Annotated in this window: 14 protein-coding genes; 7 read left to right on the forward strand and 7 right to left on the reverse strand. The window is 65.4% G+C overall.

Annotation, left to right across the window (positions count from 1 at the left end; genetic code table 11):
* Positions 1-14 precede the first annotated feature (14 nt).
* From E3O06_RS05740 to E3O06_RS05750, 3 genes are all read right to left on the reverse strand, one after another.
* Positions 15-1,322, reverse strand: a complete 1,308-nt coding sequence (locus tag E3O06_RS05740; protein WP_134502012.1) for an ABC transporter permease/ATP-binding protein — start codon at positions 1,320-1,322, stop codon at positions 15-17.
* Positions 1,323-1,501: 179 nt separating this feature from the next.
* A complete protein-coding gene (locus E3O06_RS05745) occupies positions 1,502-5,023 on the reverse strand; it encodes a DEAD/DEAH box helicase (RefSeq protein WP_241979892.1) in 3,522 nt (1,173 codons plus the stop codon).
* Positions 5,024-5,205: 182 nt separating this feature from the next.
* The gene (locus E3O06_RS05750; protein WP_134502013.1) at positions 5,206-5,691 is read right to left on the reverse strand and encodes an Lrp/AsnC family transcriptional regulator; all 486 of its coding nucleotides are present in this window, start codon (positions 5,689-5,691) and stop codon (positions 5,206-5,208) included.
* Between the two features lie 223 nt (positions 5,692-5,914).
* Between E3O06_RS05750 and E3O06_RS05755 the strand changes: the two genes are divergently transcribed.
* The 5 genes from E3O06_RS05755 (at position 5,915) to E3O06_RS05775 (ending at position 10,701) form a co-directional block, all read left to right on the forward strand.
* Complete coding sequence (locus E3O06_RS05755; protein WP_134502014.1) at positions 5,915-6,988, forward strand: thiamine pyrophosphate-dependent enzyme; 1,074 nt, start codon at positions 5,915-5,917, stop codon at positions 6,986-6,988.
* Positions 6,981-8,042 (forward strand): alpha-ketoacid dehydrogenase subunit beta, encoded by a 1,062-nt coding sequence (locus E3O06_RS05760; RefSeq protein WP_134502015.1) that lies wholly within the window; start codon positions 6,981-6,983, stop codon positions 8,040-8,042. Before E3O06_RS05755 ends, E3O06_RS05760 begins: the two co-directional genes overlap by 8 nt.
* Positions 8,035-8,364, forward strand: coding sequence for a biotin/lipoyl-containing protein (locus E3O06_RS05765; RefSeq protein WP_134502016.1), 330 nt, complete (start codon positions 8,035-8,037; stop codon positions 8,362-8,364). The genes E3O06_RS05760 and E3O06_RS05765 overlap by 8 nt, the downstream gene beginning before the upstream one ends.
* 2 nt (positions 8,365-8,366) lie before the next feature.
* Complete coding sequence (locus E3O06_RS05770) at positions 8,367-9,128, forward strand: alpha/beta fold hydrolase (RefSeq protein ID WP_134502017.1); 762 nt, start codon at positions 8,367-8,369, stop codon at positions 9,126-9,128.
* Positions 9,129-9,504: 376 nt separating this feature from the next.
* Positions 9,505-10,701 carry a Fic family protein gene (locus E3O06_RS05775; RefSeq protein WP_134502018.1) on the forward strand — a complete coding sequence of 399 codons (1,197 nt, stop codon included), beginning with the start codon at positions 9,505-9,507 and terminating at the stop codon, positions 10,699-10,701.
* A 193-nt stretch (positions 10,702-10,894) separates the two neighbouring features.
* Here E3O06_RS05775 and E3O06_RS17470 read toward each other — a convergent pair whose 3' ends face one another.
* Positions 10,895-11,038 carry a hypothetical protein gene (locus E3O06_RS17470; RefSeq protein ID WP_166788116.1) on the reverse strand — a complete coding sequence of 48 codons (144 nt, stop codon included), beginning with the start codon at positions 11,036-11,038 and terminating at the stop codon, positions 10,895-10,897.
* Between the two features lie 247 nt (positions 11,039-11,285).
* On the opposite strand from E3O06_RS17470, the gene E3O06_RS05780 reads away from it, so the two are divergent.
* Positions 11,286-13,073, forward strand: coding sequence for a sensor histidine kinase (locus tag E3O06_RS05780; RefSeq protein ID WP_166788117.1), 1,788 nt, complete (start codon positions 11,286-11,288; stop codon positions 13,071-13,073).
* A gap of 56 nt (positions 13,074-13,129) precedes the next feature.
* The gene (locus E3O06_RS05785; protein ID WP_241979893.1) at positions 13,130-13,780 is read left to right on the forward strand and encodes a response regulator; all 651 of its coding nucleotides are present in this window, start codon (positions 13,130-13,132) and stop codon (positions 13,778-13,780) included.
* Between the two features lie 154 nt (positions 13,781-13,934).
* Here the strand turns inward: E3O06_RS05785 and E3O06_RS05790 are convergent, their stop codons facing one another.
* The 3 genes from E3O06_RS05790 to E3O06_RS05800 are packed head-to-tail and all read right to left on the reverse strand — an operon-like array spanning position 13,935 to position 16,671.
* The gene (locus E3O06_RS05790; RefSeq protein WP_134502021.1) at positions 13,935-14,726 is read right to left on the reverse strand and encodes an ABC transporter ATP-binding protein; all 792 of its coding nucleotides are present in this window, start codon (positions 14,724-14,726) and stop codon (positions 13,935-13,937) included.
* Between the two features lie 7 nt (positions 14,727-14,733).
* Positions 14,734-15,648: an ABC transporter permease gene (locus E3O06_RS05795; RefSeq protein ID WP_134502022.1), complete on the reverse strand. Its 915-nt coding sequence runs from the start codon at positions 15,646-15,648 to the stop codon at positions 14,734-14,736.
* Between the two features lie 27 nt (positions 15,649-15,675).
* The gene (locus tag E3O06_RS05800; RefSeq protein WP_134502023.1) at positions 15,676-16,671 is read right to left on the reverse strand and encodes an ABC transporter substrate-binding protein; all 996 of its coding nucleotides are present in this window, start codon (positions 16,669-16,671) and stop codon (positions 15,676-15,678) included.
* Between the last annotated feature and the right edge of the window lie 45 nt (positions 16,672-16,716).

Below are 16,716 nucleotides of genomic sequence, written 5' to 3' on the forward strand. Positions count from 1 at the left end.
CATTGTGCCGTGCCCTACTGGGAGACGGCAGCACGGCGGGCAGATGCCGCTGCGGTCGGTCGACGCGCGGGTGTGCGGGCGAGCCGTGCCAGGGCTACCACCGACCAGCCGAACAGCACCAGGAGCAGGCCGTTGCGGGCCGTCAACAACAGGAGCGAGAACAGATCGCCCGCGATCAGCGGCAGGTAGAAGATGGGAAAGATCAGCGTGGTCAAGCCCGAGATGGCCAGCATGACGACGGACGGTACTCGCCACAGCGTCCAGCTTCGACCGACACCGACCGCCACCACCGGAACCAGCCATAACATGTACTGCGGCGACCCCACCTTGTTGAAGACGACAAACGCGCTGACCAGGGCCAGCGAACCGAGGAGCATCAGCTGGGAGGCATCCGCTCCCTGAATTTTGGCGATCAGCAGCAGCACGAAAATCGCGGCGATGGCCGTGAACATGACCGGCGTCATGAGCGAGGCGACCAGCGCAGTTCCGGGACCGGTGACCTCGCGCGTGGCAATCGAATAGTTCTCGTAGATATTCGTGCCGTCATGTCCCAGCGTGGCCAGCCAGACCCACGGGGTGGTGATGGGGGCTTCGAGCTGCAGGGCGCGGTCGGTTTGTTCCGTCACGAAACCGGTGAGAAATTGCAAGCCCCCCAGCAGCCAAACGGATGCCGCCACCCCCGCCGTCAACGCGGCACCGGTCAGCACCACGGTCAGTTTTCGTGGCGATACAGTGACGACGGCGAGGAACACGGCGGCGGGCCAGACCTTGATCCAGGTGGCGAGGGTCAAGAGCGCTGCCGCCACGATCGGCCGCTGTGCGAGCAGAACCAGGCCGACGATGACAAGCGGGGCGGTGATTCCTTCGAGGCGCAGCAGGCCCACCGGGCTGAGCAGGAACGATGCGAGCAGCCAGTACCAGGCCGACTTGAACCCGCTGCGGCGGCGACCCCAATCGGTGAGCGCTCCGACCGCGACGGCGTTGAGCGCGGTCGTCATCAGGAACCACAGCAGCTGATAGAGGAGCGGGCCGGCGATCCCCGCGAACGCGATCGGAAGCATGGCACCGATCGGGTAGACCCAGGCGGTATCGAGGCCCTGCCAGACGCCGTTGTTGAAGCCGAGTTCGGCCCAGGTTCGGTACAGCGGAAGATCTCCGAGCACTCGGCCGGTGAGGATGGTGGGGAGCAGAGCGAACAGGAAGACCGTGTGCAGGCCGAGGAAGCCGAGCGCGAGGGTGCGCGGGCGTTGGAGGGTGAGGAGGCGGCTCGGGGTGAGCGTTCGAGCCAGGTGGGCGTCAACCCGATCGAAGATTGTGGACATAGGACCGTTTCTGCAGGTGCGAGGTGGGGTCGTCACGTGCAGCTTAGGGGTTCCGGGTTAACTGACGGTGTCGGAGGAGGCGGTCATGCGCCGGGATGTCCGGGCCCAGGTTACGAAACCGGGCCCACGATAGATCATGGGCCCCGTTTCCGGGCCCGGGCCCGGAAACGGGGGCGGGGTCAGGCGAGGAGCTCTCGGATATCGGCGGCGGTCAGGGCGGTGCCGGCAGGGGCGCCATCCGTCATGACGCTTTCGAAGAGGCGGGCCTTCGTGGCTTTGAGGGCCATGACCTTCTCTTCGATGGTGTCCTTGGAGACCAGGCGGTAGACCATGACGTTCTTGGTCTGGCCGATGCGGTGCACGCGGTCGACAGCCTGGGCCTCGGTTGCCGGGTTCCACCACGGATCGAGCAGAATGACGTAGTCGGCCTCGGTGAGGTTGAGGCCGAATCCGCCGGCCTTGAGGCTGATCAGAAAGACGGAACTCGAGCCTTCCTTGAAATCGCTGATGGCCTTGGCCCGGTTGCGGGTCTTGCCGTCGAGATAGGAGTAGCTGATGCCGGCGGCGTCGAGCCGATCGCGCGCCTTGCCGAGATATTGGGTGAACTGGCTGAAGATGAGGGTGCGGTGGCCCTCGGCGACGGTGTCCTCCAGCAGCTCGAGCAGAGCGTCGAGCTTGGTCGACGGCACACTGTCGTACTTCGCGTCATACAGGCTCGCGTCGAGGCTGAGCTGGCGCAGCATGGTGAGCGAGCGAAAAATCTCGAACCGGTTCGCGTTCATGTCCTCGATCAGGCCGAGCACCTTCTGGCGCTCGCGGGCGAGGTGCATGTCGTAGACCTTGCGGTGCCGCGGGTGCAGGTCGAGTTCGAGAACCTGCTCCTGCTTCTCGGGCAGGTCGCTGGCCACCTCGGCCTTCGTGCGCCGCAGCATGAAGGGACGGATGCGGCGGCGCAGCTGCGCGAGCCGGTCGGCGTCGGCATCCGTTTCAATGGGCTTGCGGTAGTAGTCGGCGAAGCGGCTGGGGCTGGGGAACAGGCCGGGAGCGGTGATGGAGAGCAACGACCACAACTCCATGAGGTTGTTCTCCATGGGCGTGCCGGTGATGGCGAGCTTGAACGGGGTGCGCAGGCGTCGGGCGCAGACGTGTGCCTTGCTCTGGTGGTTCTTCACGAACTGGGCCTCGTCGAGCAGCAGTCCGGCCCAGTCCTGAGCGTTGTACTCCTCGAAGTCGAGGCGGAACAGCGTGTAGGAGGTGATCACGACATCCGCATCACCCATCTCGCCCTGCAGGCTGGAGCCGCGCTTGCCGGCGGTCTGCGTGATGGCTGTTGTCGCGAGGTCGGGCGCGAACCGGGCGCATTCGGTGGCCCAGTTGGAGACGACGCTCGTGGGGGCAACGACGAGGAACGGTTTGCGGGCGGCGCCTTCCGCTGCGCGCTGGCTGTCGCGGGCGTGGGCGATCAGCGCGATGGCCTGCAGTGTCTTGCCAAGCCCCATGTCGTCGGCGAGTACGCCGCCGAGCTGATGGTCGTAGAGAAAACTCAGCCAGTCGAATCCGGTCTGCTGGTAGGCGCGCAGGGTGGCGTGCACGGCCGGCGGGAGCGGCCGTTCGGCGATCGGCGCGGCTTCCGCCAACCCCTGAAGGGCGGCGAGCCCTTCGACGGCGCTGCGCCAGGTGGCGGCCTGTTCGGCGACGACACCGAGCAGCTGCAGCTCGTCCCACAGGTCGGCCTGAAACCGGCTGAGGCCGAGGGTGCCGGCGTTGCTCTCCTGCAGGCCGCGGGCCTCTTCGATCAGGCGGCGCAGCTGCTGCAATTCGGGCCGGTCGAGGCTGAAATAGGTGCCGCTGTCGAGGATCATGAGGTCCTGGTCGGTGGCCAGCGCCCGGAACAGGTCGTCGAAGGGAATGTCTTCGCCCTCGATCGTCACCGTGACGGCGAGGTCGAACCAGTCGCGGGTGTCAGTGCTTTCGGTGGTAGCGAGGCTGATCACTGGGGCTTCGTCGGCCTCACGGTAGCTCGGGGCGTCGGCGGAGACCTGCACGACGATGCCGGCCTCCGTGAGCTGCGGCACGCTGTGCTCGAGAAAATTGATCATGACGGCGCCGCGCAGCTCGGAGTGCTCGAGCAGTCGGGCCGCGCTGATCGGGGTGGCGGGCTGCCAGAGCGGCTCGTACGAGAGGATCGCGCGTTCGACGTCGCGCAGCGTATCGGCTTCGCGGGTCAGGTCGCGAAAGCGGGTGTCGCCGGGCGTCGGGCGCAGGGGGTGCCGGTAGAGCACGGGCGTTTCCGCGACTGCGACGGGTGCGATCTCGCCGGCGGCAGCCGGGGCATGGTCGGCGTCCGCGGCGTCTACAGCGGATGCCGTGGCGGACGTGATCGAGGCAGGCTCGGGCTGGCGTGTTTCGGCGGGCGCGACGTACTGCCACTCCCAGGCCAGGGTGATGCGGGCATCCGCCTGGTGGGCGATGGCGAGAGCCAACCGGGGCCGGGCGGTCTTCGGCAGTTCAAAGGAGGCGTCGTGACTGGTCAGGGCCAGTTTCTGCTGCAGGAACGGGTAGTAATCGGCGAGAAAGGCTGCCTCGTCGTCGGCGGGAATGTCGAAGCCGCCGGTGACCGCGAGGGCACGGATCTCTGAACTGACCTGCGCGTTCAACGGGGCGAGAACGAGCTGCCGGCCCAACGCCAGCGGGTCCGTGGGGCTCGTGAAGGTGTAGGCACCGTGCGCCGGGTCGCCGAGAAATCCGAATTCAGCGCCGCGGTGCAGCCGCTCGTTCAACACGAGCAGCGGGGTCAGTTGCAGACCCTCATCGTCACGGCGAATGTCGACCTCGAGCGCGGCGGGCGTGGGGGAGAGGAGAACGGGATTCTGGGCATCCGTTGCGCAGACCAGCGGCAGGCCGCTGAGCTGGGCTTCGTGCAGCAGGTCCCAGAGGGCCTTGTTCTCGAAGTTGTCGAGGTAGAGCCAGTGGTCGGTGTAGCTGTAATAGCGCTGCCCGGTGGCCGAGAGGGCATAGAGGGCGTTGAGAATTTTGCGATGTCCGCGATTGTAGGTGCCGGGGGTCCAAGACAGGTTGTCCCAGGTGAGGGAGCCGCGAATCCACTTGCCCTTCTTGCCCATGACCATGGGGCGGGCCCCGAGACGGCGGGGCCCAGGGCGCCGGTTGGGACTGTAAGCGGCGTCGAGCAGGTCGAATTGCAGGGCGAGGGCCGTGCTGGGCGCCGTCTCGGTGCCCGTCGGTTTGGCGATCGGCGCCAGGGCGGCCCGCCAGGCGGGCACTGGTGGGCGAATGGGAATGACGGGGGCAGGGGACGGCGGCTGGTAGGCGGCCGGCACGGAGGTCGACTCGAAGACCGGGGTGCGGCGGTCGCCGATCGCTCGCACGTTGGAGGCGGTGCGCTCGTCGGGGGTGCTGCGGCTGGCTAGCAGCAGGGCGGCGACGTGTTTGCAGTTGCTGCCCATCGGGCAGGTGCAGGTTCCGCTGGCTCGAACCGCCTGGCCGGCGGCATTCAGCGTGAACGAGACGAGCACCGTGTACGGCTGCGGGCTGGTGCCGCTGACGCGGCCGGTGAGGTGTGTTCCCAACGGGGCCCAGGACTGTTCGGTGACGTGCCCATTGCGGGCGTACCGTTCACCGCGCGAGAACGACTGGCTGCCGACGATGCGAGCGATCTCGTGCGTGCTGAGGGAATGGGCCATAGGTGTGGGAGCTCCGTAAGAACAAGGGACCAACCCTTATTATCTCACGCGCGCCTGAGCGGCTCCGCTCAACTTGATGTCCCGCCCCGCCCCCACTCTCGTGGCACTCCTTGGAGACGGTGGCACTCCTACCTAGGGGTGCCCCGAACTCTAACGAGTGCCGCGACGCTAGCGGATGCCGATTAGCCGGCGGCGGCGGGAGTGGCGGCGGTGGCCTGCAGCAGGGCGAGGGCCTGCGCTTCAATATGGGTCTGCAGCACGATCACGCTCGACGAGCGCACCACCGTCTGGGTCGCGACGATCAGGTCGAGCACCCGCTGCACGTCGGCGTTCGATCGGGCGACCACCCGGGCGAGCATGTCGCTGTCGCCGGAGACCGTGTGCAATTCGAGAATCTCAGGAATCTTCGCGAGGGCGGCCACGACGACGGCATGGCCGGAGTCCTGCCGCACGGTGAGCGAGCAGTAGGCGGTGACCGGGTAACCGAACTCGCTCGGGTTCAGTGCCGGCGCCCAGGATTTGATGACCCCGCGGCTCATCAGGCGGTCAAGGCGGGCCTGCACCGTGGCCCTGGCAACCTTGAGCCGACGTGAGGCTTCGAGCACCGAGAGCTTCGGTCGCTCGCAGAACAGGGTGACGAGGCGGGAATCCAGGGAATCGACATCCATGTGGGTGACCTTTCAGACTGGCCGGTCGGGCGGAGTCGCCGCGACTGGCCGCTTGGTGGAACGGCATTGTCAAACAGCATTGTGTACTAACTGTATGGTATTCGCTTGAAAAGCCACACAAACATTCACATATTGTGCACTCTACTTGAGCACTGTGGCAGGCGCTTGGTAAAGTCACTAACTTTGCTGTAGCCCGCCCACACACCGATCAGAAGGAGCCAGCATGGCGCCTCGCGCCCTCGATACCCTTCCTCCGCGACCAGCGGATGCCGCAGCCCCCGCCGACGACCAGCTTCGCGACCTGTACCGCATGCTGTCCAACGTGCGGCAGCTCGACACGGCGGCCGTGGCCTGGCAGCGGCAGGGCCTTATTCCCGGCTACGCGCCGATGCTCGGCCAGGAGGCTGCCCAGGTCGGTGCCGGCGCTGCCGTCGATATAACTCGCGACTTCGTCTTTCCGACCTACCGCGAGATGGGCGTTGCCTACACGCTCGGCGTGAACATGGTCGAGTACATGTCTACCCACAAGGCAATCTGGCACGGTGGTCTCTACGACTCCGTCGCCACACACTTCGCCCCGTTCCAGGCGGTGGTCGGCGGATCCGTGCTGCACGCGGTCGGCTGGGCGCACGGCCAGACCCTGAATGGCCAGACCATAAACAGTTCCGTCGCTGCCGGGCTCGGCGTGGGTCTGGCCTTCCTCGGCGATGGCGCAAGCTCGCAGGGCGATGTGCACGAGGCCATGAATTTCGCCGCCATTCTGCAGGCGCCGGTCGTGTTCTTCGTGCAGAACAACGGCTGGGCCATCTCGGTGCCGACCGAGCGGCAGGTGGCGGGCGGCTCGGTGGCCGCACGCGCTGCCGGCTACGGCATGCCGGCCGTTCGCGTGGACGGCAACGATGTGCTCGCCGTGCGTGATGCCACCCATCGCGCCGTCGCTCATGCCCGCGCGGGTCTCGGCCCGGTCGTGGTCGAGGCCATGACCTATCGGCGCGGTCCGCACTCCACGAGTGACGACCCCGGTCGGTATCGCACCCTCGACGACGAGAAGATCGACGGCGGCGAAGACCCGCTCAGCCGGTTTCGCGCGGTGCTGCTCGCCCAGGGTACGGCTCACGCTGCCTTCTTCGCCGAGGCCGATGCCCAGGCCCAGCAACACGCCGACGACATTCGCGACGGCGTGGTCGCCCTCTCAAGTAGGCCCGGCAGCGAAATGTTCGACTTCGTTTTTCAAGAAACAACCCCGACGCTCGGCGCGCAGGCGCGCCAGTGGAGAGAGGAATCCGAGCATGTCTGAGTCCACGACCACCGCGACTCTGGAAATCAGTCGGGAGACCGCGCCGACCCCGCTCGCGCAGCTCTCCATGCAACAGGCCATCAACCGGGCGCTCGGTGAGATTCTCGAAAGCGACGACCGCGCCCTCATCTTCGGCGAAGACGTCGGCGTGCTCGGCGGTGTCTTTCGGGTCACCGACGGGCTGCAGCAGCGCTTCGGCGCGAACCGGGTGTTCGACACCCCGCTGGCAGAGTCGGGCATTCTCGGCACCGCGATCGGGCTGGCCATGGCCGGTTTTCATCCCATTCCCGAGGTGCAGTTCGACGGCTTCGCCTACCCGGCCGTGAACCAGATCATCACCCAACTCGCCCGCATGAACTATCGCAGCCGCGGACGTCTGCCCATGCAGGTGACGCTGCGGGTGCCGAGTTTCGGCGGCATTCGCGCCCCCGAACACCACGGGGAAAGCCTCGAATCGCTGTTCGCGCACGTGCCCGGACTCAAGGTCGTCGCACCCGCAAACCCGCAGCAGGCCTATCACCTGCTCAAGCACGCCGTCTCGATGCCCGACCCGGTCATCTTCATGGAGCCCAAGGCGCGCTACTGGAACAAGGCCGGGGTCAACCTGACCGAGAACGTGGCCGGTGACGACGACCGAGCCTCGCTCGAGGGTTCCGTGATCGCCCGCTCGGGCAAGCACGCCACCCTCATCGCGTGGGGCGCCATGGTGTCCCGCTGCCTGCAGGTGGCGGAGCTGGCTGCGGAAGACGGCATTGAACTCGAGGTGCTCGACCTGCGCTGGCTGAAGCCGATCGACGAAGCGGGGCTGGCGGCATCCGTTGCGCGCACGCGTCGCGCCATCGTCGTGCACGAGGGGCCGCACACCGCTGGCCTCGGCGCCGAAGTTGCCGCGCTCGTCTCGCAGAGCTGCTTCGACACCCTGCGCGCACCGGTCGAACGCGTCACCGGCTTCGACGTGCCGTACCCCTCCGGCGATCTCGAAGACGAGTACATCCCGAACATTGATCGAATTCTCTTCGGAGTTCAGCGAGTATTGGAGTACCGCCGTGGCTGAAATCTCTTTTCCCCTGCCCGACCTCGGTGAGGGACTGCTCGAAGCGACCGTGCTCGAATGGCTCGTTGCCGTCGGCGACCAGGTGGAACGCAACCAGCCCTTCGTCGAGGTCGAAACGACCAAGTCGTCGGTGGAGCTGCCCTCGCCGATAGCGGGAATCGTGCTCACCCTGCACGGTGAGCCTGGCGACGTGGTGCTCGTCGACACCCCGCTGATCACCTTTGCGGTCGCCGACGATTCCGCCGGCATCGTGGGCACCGTGCCGCAGGAGGCCGCCCCGAAACGCCGCGTGCGCCTCTCCGCCGTGCTTGACGAGGACTAGAAATGCTCACCAGCTGGCGCCGGCACGAACCCACCGTCGATGCGGGCCTCGCCCCGGTGCTGCTCGTGCACGGCTTCGCCTCGTCGACCGCCCTCAACTGGGAGGCGACCGGGTGGGTGCGTGACCTCAGCAACGCTGGCCGGCGCGTGCTCACCGTCGACCTGCTCGGTCACGGCGAGAGCGCGGCACCGCTCGAAACGGATGCCTACGCCCCCAGCCGCCTGCGCCAGGCCGTTCTCGAGGTGCTCGCCCTGGCCGGCGCCCGGCCGCGTGAGGCCGGCGACCCGGCCTCCGGTGTCGACCTGGTCGGCTATTCGCTCGGGTCACGCATGGTCTGGGAGCTCGCCGCCGAGCGACCCGACCTGGTCAATCGCGCGGTGCTCGGCGGAATGAGCGCGGAGGACCCGCTCGCCGACTTCGACCTCGATGCGGCCGATCGGTTTCTCGCCGATTCCAGTGCGATCGTGCACGAGTCCACCGCCGCGCTGATGACCCTGATGCAGCTCGCACCTGGTGCGAACACCCCGGCTCTGTTGCGGCTGGTCGCTGCGATCAAGCAGGAACGGTTCGAGCCGGGCGCATCCGTTCCGTCGAGGCCTCTGCTGTTCGTGACCGGCGACCGTGATGCGCTCGCGACCGGAACGGCCGAGCTCGCGGCGCTCGCCGACTCCGAGGTGCTGTGGCTGCCCGCCCGCACCCACATGAACGCGGTGAGCTCCCGCGCCTTCAAGCAGGCAGCGATCGAGTTTCTTGCCCGCCATTGACCAGGCAGTCCTAACCGCGAAGATTCGCGCGGATGGGCCCAGATTCACTGCTTTCGATGGTCCCGCAAGAAAATTACCGGAGTTGTGAACGGCGCCGAGTGAATGCGGATACTGTAGCTCCGTGCGACAGCACTTGGCTCCACCAATGCTCGCTCAAAGACCGAGCGCAAGGCGAATGCCGGCCCCAATCTCGGCGAGCAGGTACGCAGGGACATGCCCTGATACCAATCATCACCAGGGATGAGCGTCCCCCACGGGGAATCCTCTGCGAGACGAACAATTGCGTTGCAGCCGATAGATCCGGCGTGCGGGTTAAGTCAGAATAGGACGCGCGCATAACTATGGATCTACCGCTAAGCATTGGTATGCTTATTCCGTGGCCACGTTTGAGGAAAAGTTACCCTGGGCGCCGATCGGTTACGAGCAACGCCCCTGGCGCAGCGTTCAAGACGACTATGGCTCGCGTACGCAGAAGGGTCTGGCATCCGGACCGTACTTGGCGTCGGTGCCCGCATTCATCGCCGATCGCGACATCCCGCTGAGCAGCGAACTCCACGCGCTGACCGAAGAGGCCGCCAGTGAGCTTGCCCGCTTCGATGCCGAAGTGGGACAGAGCGCGGCACCATTCGCATCCATTCTCCTGCGCACGGAGAGCGCCTCCAGCTCAGCGATTGAGAATCTCACGAGCGGAGCACGACAGATCGCCCTGGCGGAGCTCGGTGAACACGCCTCGAAGAATGCACAGCTTATCGTCGGCAACGTCCGAGCAATGCAAGCGGCCCTGGCACTGTCCGAGTCCATCGATGGACGCGCCATCCTGGAAATGCATCGCGCACTCCTCGAGCACAGCAATCCGGACATCGTTGGTCACTGGCGTGACCAACAGGTCTGGATCGGAGGCGGGAACCTTGGGCCCCACACCGCACAGTTTGTGCCGCCGCATCACGATCGAGTCTCGGAGCTCATGGATGATCTTGTCGCGTTCGCCAGCCGCGACGACCTTCCTTTGCTCGCTCAGACCGCGATCGCTCACGCTCAATTCGAAACGATTCACCCGTTCCCTGACGGCAACGGAAGGGTCGGTCGCGCTCTTATTCAGGCGATGCTGCGCGCGGGAAAGCTCACTCACAATGTGGCCGTTCCGGTGTCCGCGGGGCTCCTCCACGACACCAGTCGATATTTCGAGTCCCTCAGCGCATACCGGTCCGGGGATATTGCCCCGATAATCCGCTCCATCGCGGAGGCATCGTTCGCCGCGGTGCACAACGGACGCATCCTCGTAGTGGATCTAGAAACTGTGCAGGTCGACTGGCGCGGACGCATCAACGCAAGACGAGACTCGGCGGTCCATCGACTAGTACACGTTCTGCTTCGTCAACCCGTGATCGGAGCGGCCGCAGCCGCGGCTGAGCTTGGCGTCTCGACCGTCAACGCTCAGGTCGCTATCGACCGACTCGTTGACGCTGACATTCTGACTCAAATTACCGACGGACGGCGAAATCGAATCTGGCTCGCCAAAGACGTCGTCCGGGTTCTTGACGAATTCGGCGCCCGGGCGAAGAGGCGCCGATAGCGGATGTTCCGCGTCGCCGGTTGAGGGCAACATGCGGAGCTGGGAGTCGGGGCGCGCAATGTCTCATAGGGCCCCTACGGGACCGCTGCCACCATCTCAGGATGCCCGCAATGGGGACCCTGAGCGGTACCTTCAGGCGTATCGCGTGTGACATTGCTGTCTGCGCAGGAGTAAGTGTACAGGTCTGCTCAGGTCAGAAACCGGTGGTTGGCAACGTGTCGGGTACCGCGATATCCGAGTGCGTCGTTGCTGTCAGATCGATGACGTAGGTGCCGACGAGCGCGATGGCCGCGGGGTCGATGGCGCCACAGACTGGCGCGGTGTTTTCACTTTTCATGCCCCCAGCCAAACAGCCTGGGCCTGGCTCTGTCGTCCGCCTACGGGTTAGATCCAATCATCCTTTGGGAGGAATTTGCAGCAATTTGCCACTCACGCGACGTAGCGGGTTCTAGCGTTGGGATATGCATCCTGCTTCTGGTAATCATCGTTGGCTCGTCGAGCCGCTAATTGGCATCGCGCTCGTGTTGATCTGGGCTGCCGGGTTCAGCACACCCTTGGTGAGCTTCGTCCCGATGCGTGGAGAAATGATCGCGTATACAACTCCATACGCGTTCGTGCTCGTGGTCGGCTTCGCGGTCGCCATCGCGCTCTCCCGCGTTGCAACCGGCACTTCGCTTGTCCTCGTTGGTGTGCTTCTGGCGGCTCAGCTGCTCCTCTGGCCTGCTCGGTTCAATGTGCTCAGTTGGTCGGCCTATCTCATGTTGCTCGTCTTCGCCACACTCGTCGGGTTCCATGCAGCCAGGCGGATGCGCATGGTTGCTCCGTTCGTCCTGGTCCTCTACGCGGTCGTGGTCTCGGCTCTGCTGGTCCTTCCCCGCTTCAGCGCAACCAGCATCGATGGTTTGATCAACGGAAAACACCTGTCAACGGTTGCACTGATCCCCGATCTCCTCGTTAGTAGCGGCGTGGCCGCCCTGATCACGTTCGGGTTCTGGTACCTCGGGGTTCGGCTCCGCTTGGTGAGCTCCGCGCTGCGGTCGGGCTGGGATGACGCTACGTCGCCGATTATCAGCATCGCCCAACGGGTGCTGCTTCCGCTGCGCCCCGTGCTAGAGCCAGCCATCGCCGTCGCCTTCTACGTGCTCTGGATTATCGCGGAAGCCGGTCGTTCCGGCAGCTCGCCATGGCCGTCGTTTCCCTTCACCCTTGGCCTTCTCGCTGCGTCGATCGCCGTCGCCCGGCCCTATCCCCGGGTTGCGGTCGCGCTGCCTGGCGTCGTGCTTGCGATTCAACTCTTCGGGATTCCCGCCCGGTTCGGTTCGACGACCTGGCCCGTGTACTTCGCCGTTCTCGTCACCTGCTTGATCGTGAGTGCGACCGCAGATCGGCGCATCCGCTGGCTGTCTCTGCCGATCGCGGCCGTGTATGTCGCCGTGATTACGACGCTTATGACTGTTCCCGCGCTGTCCGACGGCTACGGCTGGACGTCATGGGTCGGCGCTGGAAATTCAGGCGACAACGTCATTAAAAGCTTCGCCGGTGTCCTCGTCGTCGGTCTACTCCTTACGGCAGCCGCCTGGTTCATCGGTTTCGGCCTTCGTGCATCGCAGTTGAAGCGAGCCGCCGACGCGAAGCTCGGCGCAACCGTCGACGAACTCCGCTCGGCCGAGATCGACTTGATCGTCGCGAGCGAGCGCGACCGCATCGCGCAGGACGTGCACGACATCATGGCGCATTCACTGGCCGTAATCATCGCGCAAGCCGACGGCGCACGCTTTATCGGCCCGCAACGGCCGGATGCGATCAGCGAATCCCTGGAACGAATCGCTGCATCCGCCCGCACGTCGCTGGCCGAGGTGCGAATGCTGATCGAGTCACTTGTTGAAGATCCTGACGGCCACTCGAATCCCACCCTCGAGAACCTGGACGATCTTGTAGAGCGGATGCGCGGGGCCGGCCTCACCATCACCGTCAACCGCTTCGGCGACCCCACCGTGCTCACGTCTGGACAGCAACTGGCGGTGTACCGCATCGTGCAGGAGAGCCTGACGAACGCACTTAAACACGCAGGAGCCCAGCCCGCTGCTCGGCTAACGCTCGACTGGCGCGGGCCAGGACTAGCCTTGACGGTCGCCTCCACCGGGGAGCCCCGGCAACACCCAAACTCGAACGTGCGCGGGCACGGGCACTGCCGCGGGCTCTATGGGATGCGCGAACGCGCGCGTGTGGCCGGCGGCTGGCTGACCGCGGACGTGGACGATGAAGCACCGGGCGGCTACCTGGTCACTGCATTCGTGCCGACGGCGTGCGTTGTCGAACAGACAACCGAGGCGCCGGAAACCGCCCTGCTGGCAGCAGCAGGCTCGCGGTGAGAGCCATCCGAGTTGCGATTGCCGATGACCAGCAACTGTTCTGTTCTGGGATCCAGATGCTCATCGAGTCACAGCCCGACCTGCAGTTCGTCGGTGCCGCCTACGACGGAGAAGCCGCGATCGCCCTCGCTCGCCAGGCGCGCCCCGACGTCATGTTGATGGACATCCGGATGCCGCTGCTCGACGGCATTGAGGCGACTGCGCGCATCCTGGACGCCACCGACAAACCCGACAGTGACAGCGGTGAATGCAACTCCGGCGACTGTGCCACCATTCTCGACGCGCAGCCCAAGGTAATCATGCTCACGACGTTCCAACGCGATGAAGCGGTCGTTCGCGCAATCCATGCGGGCGCAGACGGTTTCATAATGAAGGACACCACACCCGAGTTCGTACTTGCTTCGATCCGTACGGTCTACGCCGGGCACTCCGTGATCGCGCCCAGCGACACAGCCGACATCATCCGGGCACAGACATCCCAGCAGCACAGGGAGCCAACCGCCGAATCAATCTCAGCGCTCTCTGCACGCGAGAAAGAGGTCTTCCTGCTCGCGGCGCGCGGCCTCAGCAACGCGGACATCGCCCAGACCGCCTATATCAGCGAGGCGACGGTCAAGAGCCACATACGCAGCATCCTGGCGAAACTGTCACTCACCTCACGCGTGCAGATCGTCGCGCACGCCTACGAGAACGGGCTGCTGCGCTGAGTCGCGCCTACTCGAGGCACGGCGAATCCATCGCCTAGGCCGACGACGAGCCTGGGAACGCTGTGCGGCAATGTCTACATCCGTAGACCGCAAATTTGCGTATTTTCGCTGAGGCGTCACCCTAGCTTCAAGCCGGCGCTCTCGCAGGTGGGCGCTACCCGAGCAGGGCCCGGTCGTCGAGGGAAGCGCCCTTGATCTTGGCGAACTCGGCGAGCAGGTCGGGCACGGTCATGGTGGCCTTGCGCTCGGCGTCGACGTCGAGGATGATCTGCCCCTCGTGCATCATGATGAGCCGGTTGCCGAGCCGCAGCGCCTGTTCCATATTGTGGGTGACCATGAGCGTGGTCAGGTGGTGCTTCTCGACGATGCTCTCGGTGAGCGTCGTGACCAGTTCGGCCCGCTGCGGGTCGAGCGCGGCGGTGTGCTCGTCGAGCAGCAGGATGCGCGGCTGGGTGAAGCTCGCCATGAGCAGCGATAGCGCCTGCCTCTGGCCGCCGGAGAGCAGCCCGACCCGGGCCTTGAGCCGGTTCTCGAGGCCGAGTTCGAGCGAGAGGAGTTCCTCGCGAAAGAAGGCCCGGCGCTTGTGGGTGACGCCCCAGGCGAGCCCGCGACGCTGGCCGCGGCGCAGCGCGAGGGCGAGGTTCTGCTCGATGCTCAGATCGGGAGCGGTGCCGGCCATCGGATCCTGGAAGACGCGGCCGACGTACGCGGCGCGGGCGTAGTCGGGCATCCGCTTGACGGAGCTGCCGTCGATCGACAGGTCGCCGGAATCGATCGGCAGCCTGCCGCTGATCATGTTGAGCAGGGTGGATTTACCGGCGCCGTTGCTGCCGATGACGGTGACGAAATCGCCGGTGTTCAGCTGCAGCGATACGTCGTTGAGGGCGACGCGTTCGTTGACGGTGCCGGGAAAGAAGGTCTTGGTGATGTTCTGGATGAGCAGCATGAGACTCCTAATTGGCTTTGCTGTAGTTGGCACTGCCCGCGGCGGCGGAACGCATCTGGCGCAGCGAGGGGACACGTTTCAAGAAGCCCCAGCGCGGCAGCAGCAGCGCGGCCACGACGAGCAGCGCCGAGATGAGCTTCATGTCGTTCGGGTTGAGGCCGGCGCCGAGGGCGAAGAAGATCACCAGGCGGTAAATGACGGCGCCGCCGATGACGGCGAGGGAGGCGAGAAAGATGGTGCGGCGCCCGAAGACGGCCTGGCCGACGATGACCGAGGCGAGTCCGACCAGAATGAGGCCGATGCCCATGCTCACGTCGGCGAAGCCCTGGTACTGCGCGATGAGCGCGCCGCACAGGGCGACAAGGCCGTTCGAGATGGCGAGGGTAAGGATCGTGGTGCGGTGCGTGTTCACGCCGAGGCTGCGGATCATCTGCTCGTTGTTGCCGGTGGCCTGAATCGACAGGCCCAGGTCGGTGCTGAGGAACCAGTCGATGGCGAACTTGATCACGAGGGCGGCAATGCCGAAGATCAGGATGCTCCAGGCCCCGCCGAGCAGGCCGGCGTCACGCAGCGGGGTCATCAGGGTGTCTTCGCGCAACAAGGGCAGGTTGGATTTGCCCATGATGCGCAGGTTGATCGACCACAGGGCGATCATGGTGAGGATGCCGGCGAGCAGGCCGTCGATGCGGCCCTTGGTGTAGAGCACCCCGGTGACCAGGCCGGCCACCGCCCCCGACGCCGCCCCGGCGAGGGTGGCGAGGGGAGCCGGCACTCCGTTGATGATGAGCGACGCTGCCACTGCGGCCCCGGTCGTGAAGCTTCCGTCGACCGTGAGGTCGGGAAAGTTGAGGATTCGAAACGTCAGGTAGACACCCAGCGCCATGATTCCGTAGAGCAGGCCGAGTTCGAGAGCCGCATTCATCTGGTTATTCCTTTGGTAGAAAAACGGCTATTCGATGATTCGGTCGGCCTTGGCAATGAGCTCCTCGGAGAGGGTCACTCCCATGCGCTCGGCGGCGGCCGGGTTGAGGATGAACTCGATCGTGTCGAGGGTCTCGACCGGCATCTCGGCCGGGTTCTCGCCGTCTTCAAGGATGCGAATGGCCATCTGGCCGGTCTGGTAGCCGAGCTCGGTGTAGTTGATGCCGTAGGTGGCGATGGCGCCACGCTCGACCTGGCCGTTTTCGGCGCCGAACAGCGGAACCTGGTTGGACTCGGCGTACTGGATGACGGCTTCAAGGCCCTCGGTGACGCGGTTGTCGGTGGGGATGTAGATGGCGTCGACGTTGCCGAGCGACTCGGTGGCCTGGGCGACCTCGCTCGAGTTGGTCACGGTGGCTTCCTTGATGGTCAGGCCGAGGTCCTCGGCCGCTTCCTTGGCCAGTTCAACCTGCACGTCGGAGTTAACCTCGCCCGAGCTGTAGATGATGCCGACCGACTGGGCATCGGGCAGAATTTCCTGGATCAGTTCGAGCTGCTCCTTGACCGGGTTCAAGTCGCTGGTGCCGGTGATGTTGCTGCCCGGCTTCTCCCAGCTCTCGACCAGTCCGGCTTCCTCCGGCTCGGTGACGGCGGTGAACAACACCGGAATGTCAATGATCGTCTGCGCGGCGGCCTGCGCGGTGGGGGTGGCTATGGCGAGCACGAGGTCGACCTTGTCGGCGGCGAACTTGGCGGCGATGGTGCTCGCGGTGGCCTGTTCGCCCTGCGCGTTCTGCTCGTCGAACGTGATGTCGGTGCCCTCGACATAGCCGGCGTCGGCAAACGCCTTCTTGAAACCCTCGCGGGCGTCGTCGAGCGCCTGGTGCTGCACGATCTGGCTGATGCCGATCGTGATCATGTCATCTGAACCGGATGCTGCCGGCTCGCTCGCCGCGCAGCCGCTGAGGGCGAGGGCACCGGCGGCGACCAGGGCGAGTGCTGACAGGGACGTGGTGTGCTTCATGCTGGGAAATTCTCCTTTGAATTACTTATTGAACGGATGCTGCGG

The organism is Cryobacterium glaciale (assembly GCF_004402535.1).
GTDB classification, from domain to species: Bacteria; Actinomycetota; Actinomycetes; order Actinomycetales; family Microbacteriaceae; genus Cryobacterium; species Cryobacterium glaciale.

Excerpts from the sequence above, each read along its gene's own strand:
- E3O06_RS05740 (WP_134502012.1), bottom strand. The coding sequence starts at position 1,322 with ATGTCCACAATCTTCGATCGGGTTGACGCCCACCTGGCTCGAACGCTC.
- E3O06_RS05745 (WP_241979892.1), bottom strand. The coding sequence starts at position 5,023 with ATGGCCCATTCCCTCAGCACGCACGAGATCGCTCGCATCGTCGGCAGC.
- E3O06_RS05750 (WP_134502013.1), bottom strand. The coding sequence starts at position 5,691 with ATGGATGTCGATTCCCTGGATTCCCGCCTCGTCACCCTGTTCTGCGAG.
- E3O06_RS05755 (WP_134502014.1), top strand. The coding sequence starts at position 5,915 with ATGGCGCCTCGCGCCCTCGATACCCTTCCTCCGCGACCAGCGGATGCC.
- E3O06_RS05760 (WP_134502015.1), top strand. The coding sequence starts at position 6,981 with ATGTCTGAGTCCACGACCACCGCGACTCTGGAAATCAGTCGGGAGACC.
- E3O06_RS05770 (WP_134502017.1), top strand. The coding sequence starts at position 8,367 with ATGCTCACCAGCTGGCGCCGGCACGAACCCACCGTCGATGCGGGCCTC.
- E3O06_RS17470 (WP_166788116.1), bottom strand. The coding sequence starts at position 11,038 with ATGAAAAGTGAAAACACCGCGCCAGTCTGTGGCGCCATCGACCCCGCG.
- E3O06_RS05780 (WP_166788117.1), top strand. The coding sequence starts at position 11,286 with ATGATCGCGTATACAACTCCATACGCGTTCGTGCTCGTGGTCGGCTTC.
- E3O06_RS05785 (WP_241979893.1), top strand. The coding sequence starts at position 13,130 with ATGCTCATCGAGTCACAGCCCGACCTGCAGTTCGTCGGTGCCGCCTAC.
- E3O06_RS05790 (WP_134502021.1), bottom strand. The coding sequence starts at position 14,726 with ATGCTGCTCATCCAGAACATCACCAAGACCTTCTTTCCCGGCACCGTC.
- E3O06_RS05795 (WP_134502022.1), bottom strand. The coding sequence starts at position 15,648 with ATGAATGCGGCTCTCGAACTCGGCCTGCTCTACGGAATCATGGCGCTG.
- E3O06_RS05800 (WP_134502023.1), bottom strand. The coding sequence starts at position 16,671 with ATGAAGCACACCACGTCCCTGTCAGCACTCGCCCTGGTCGCCGCCGGT.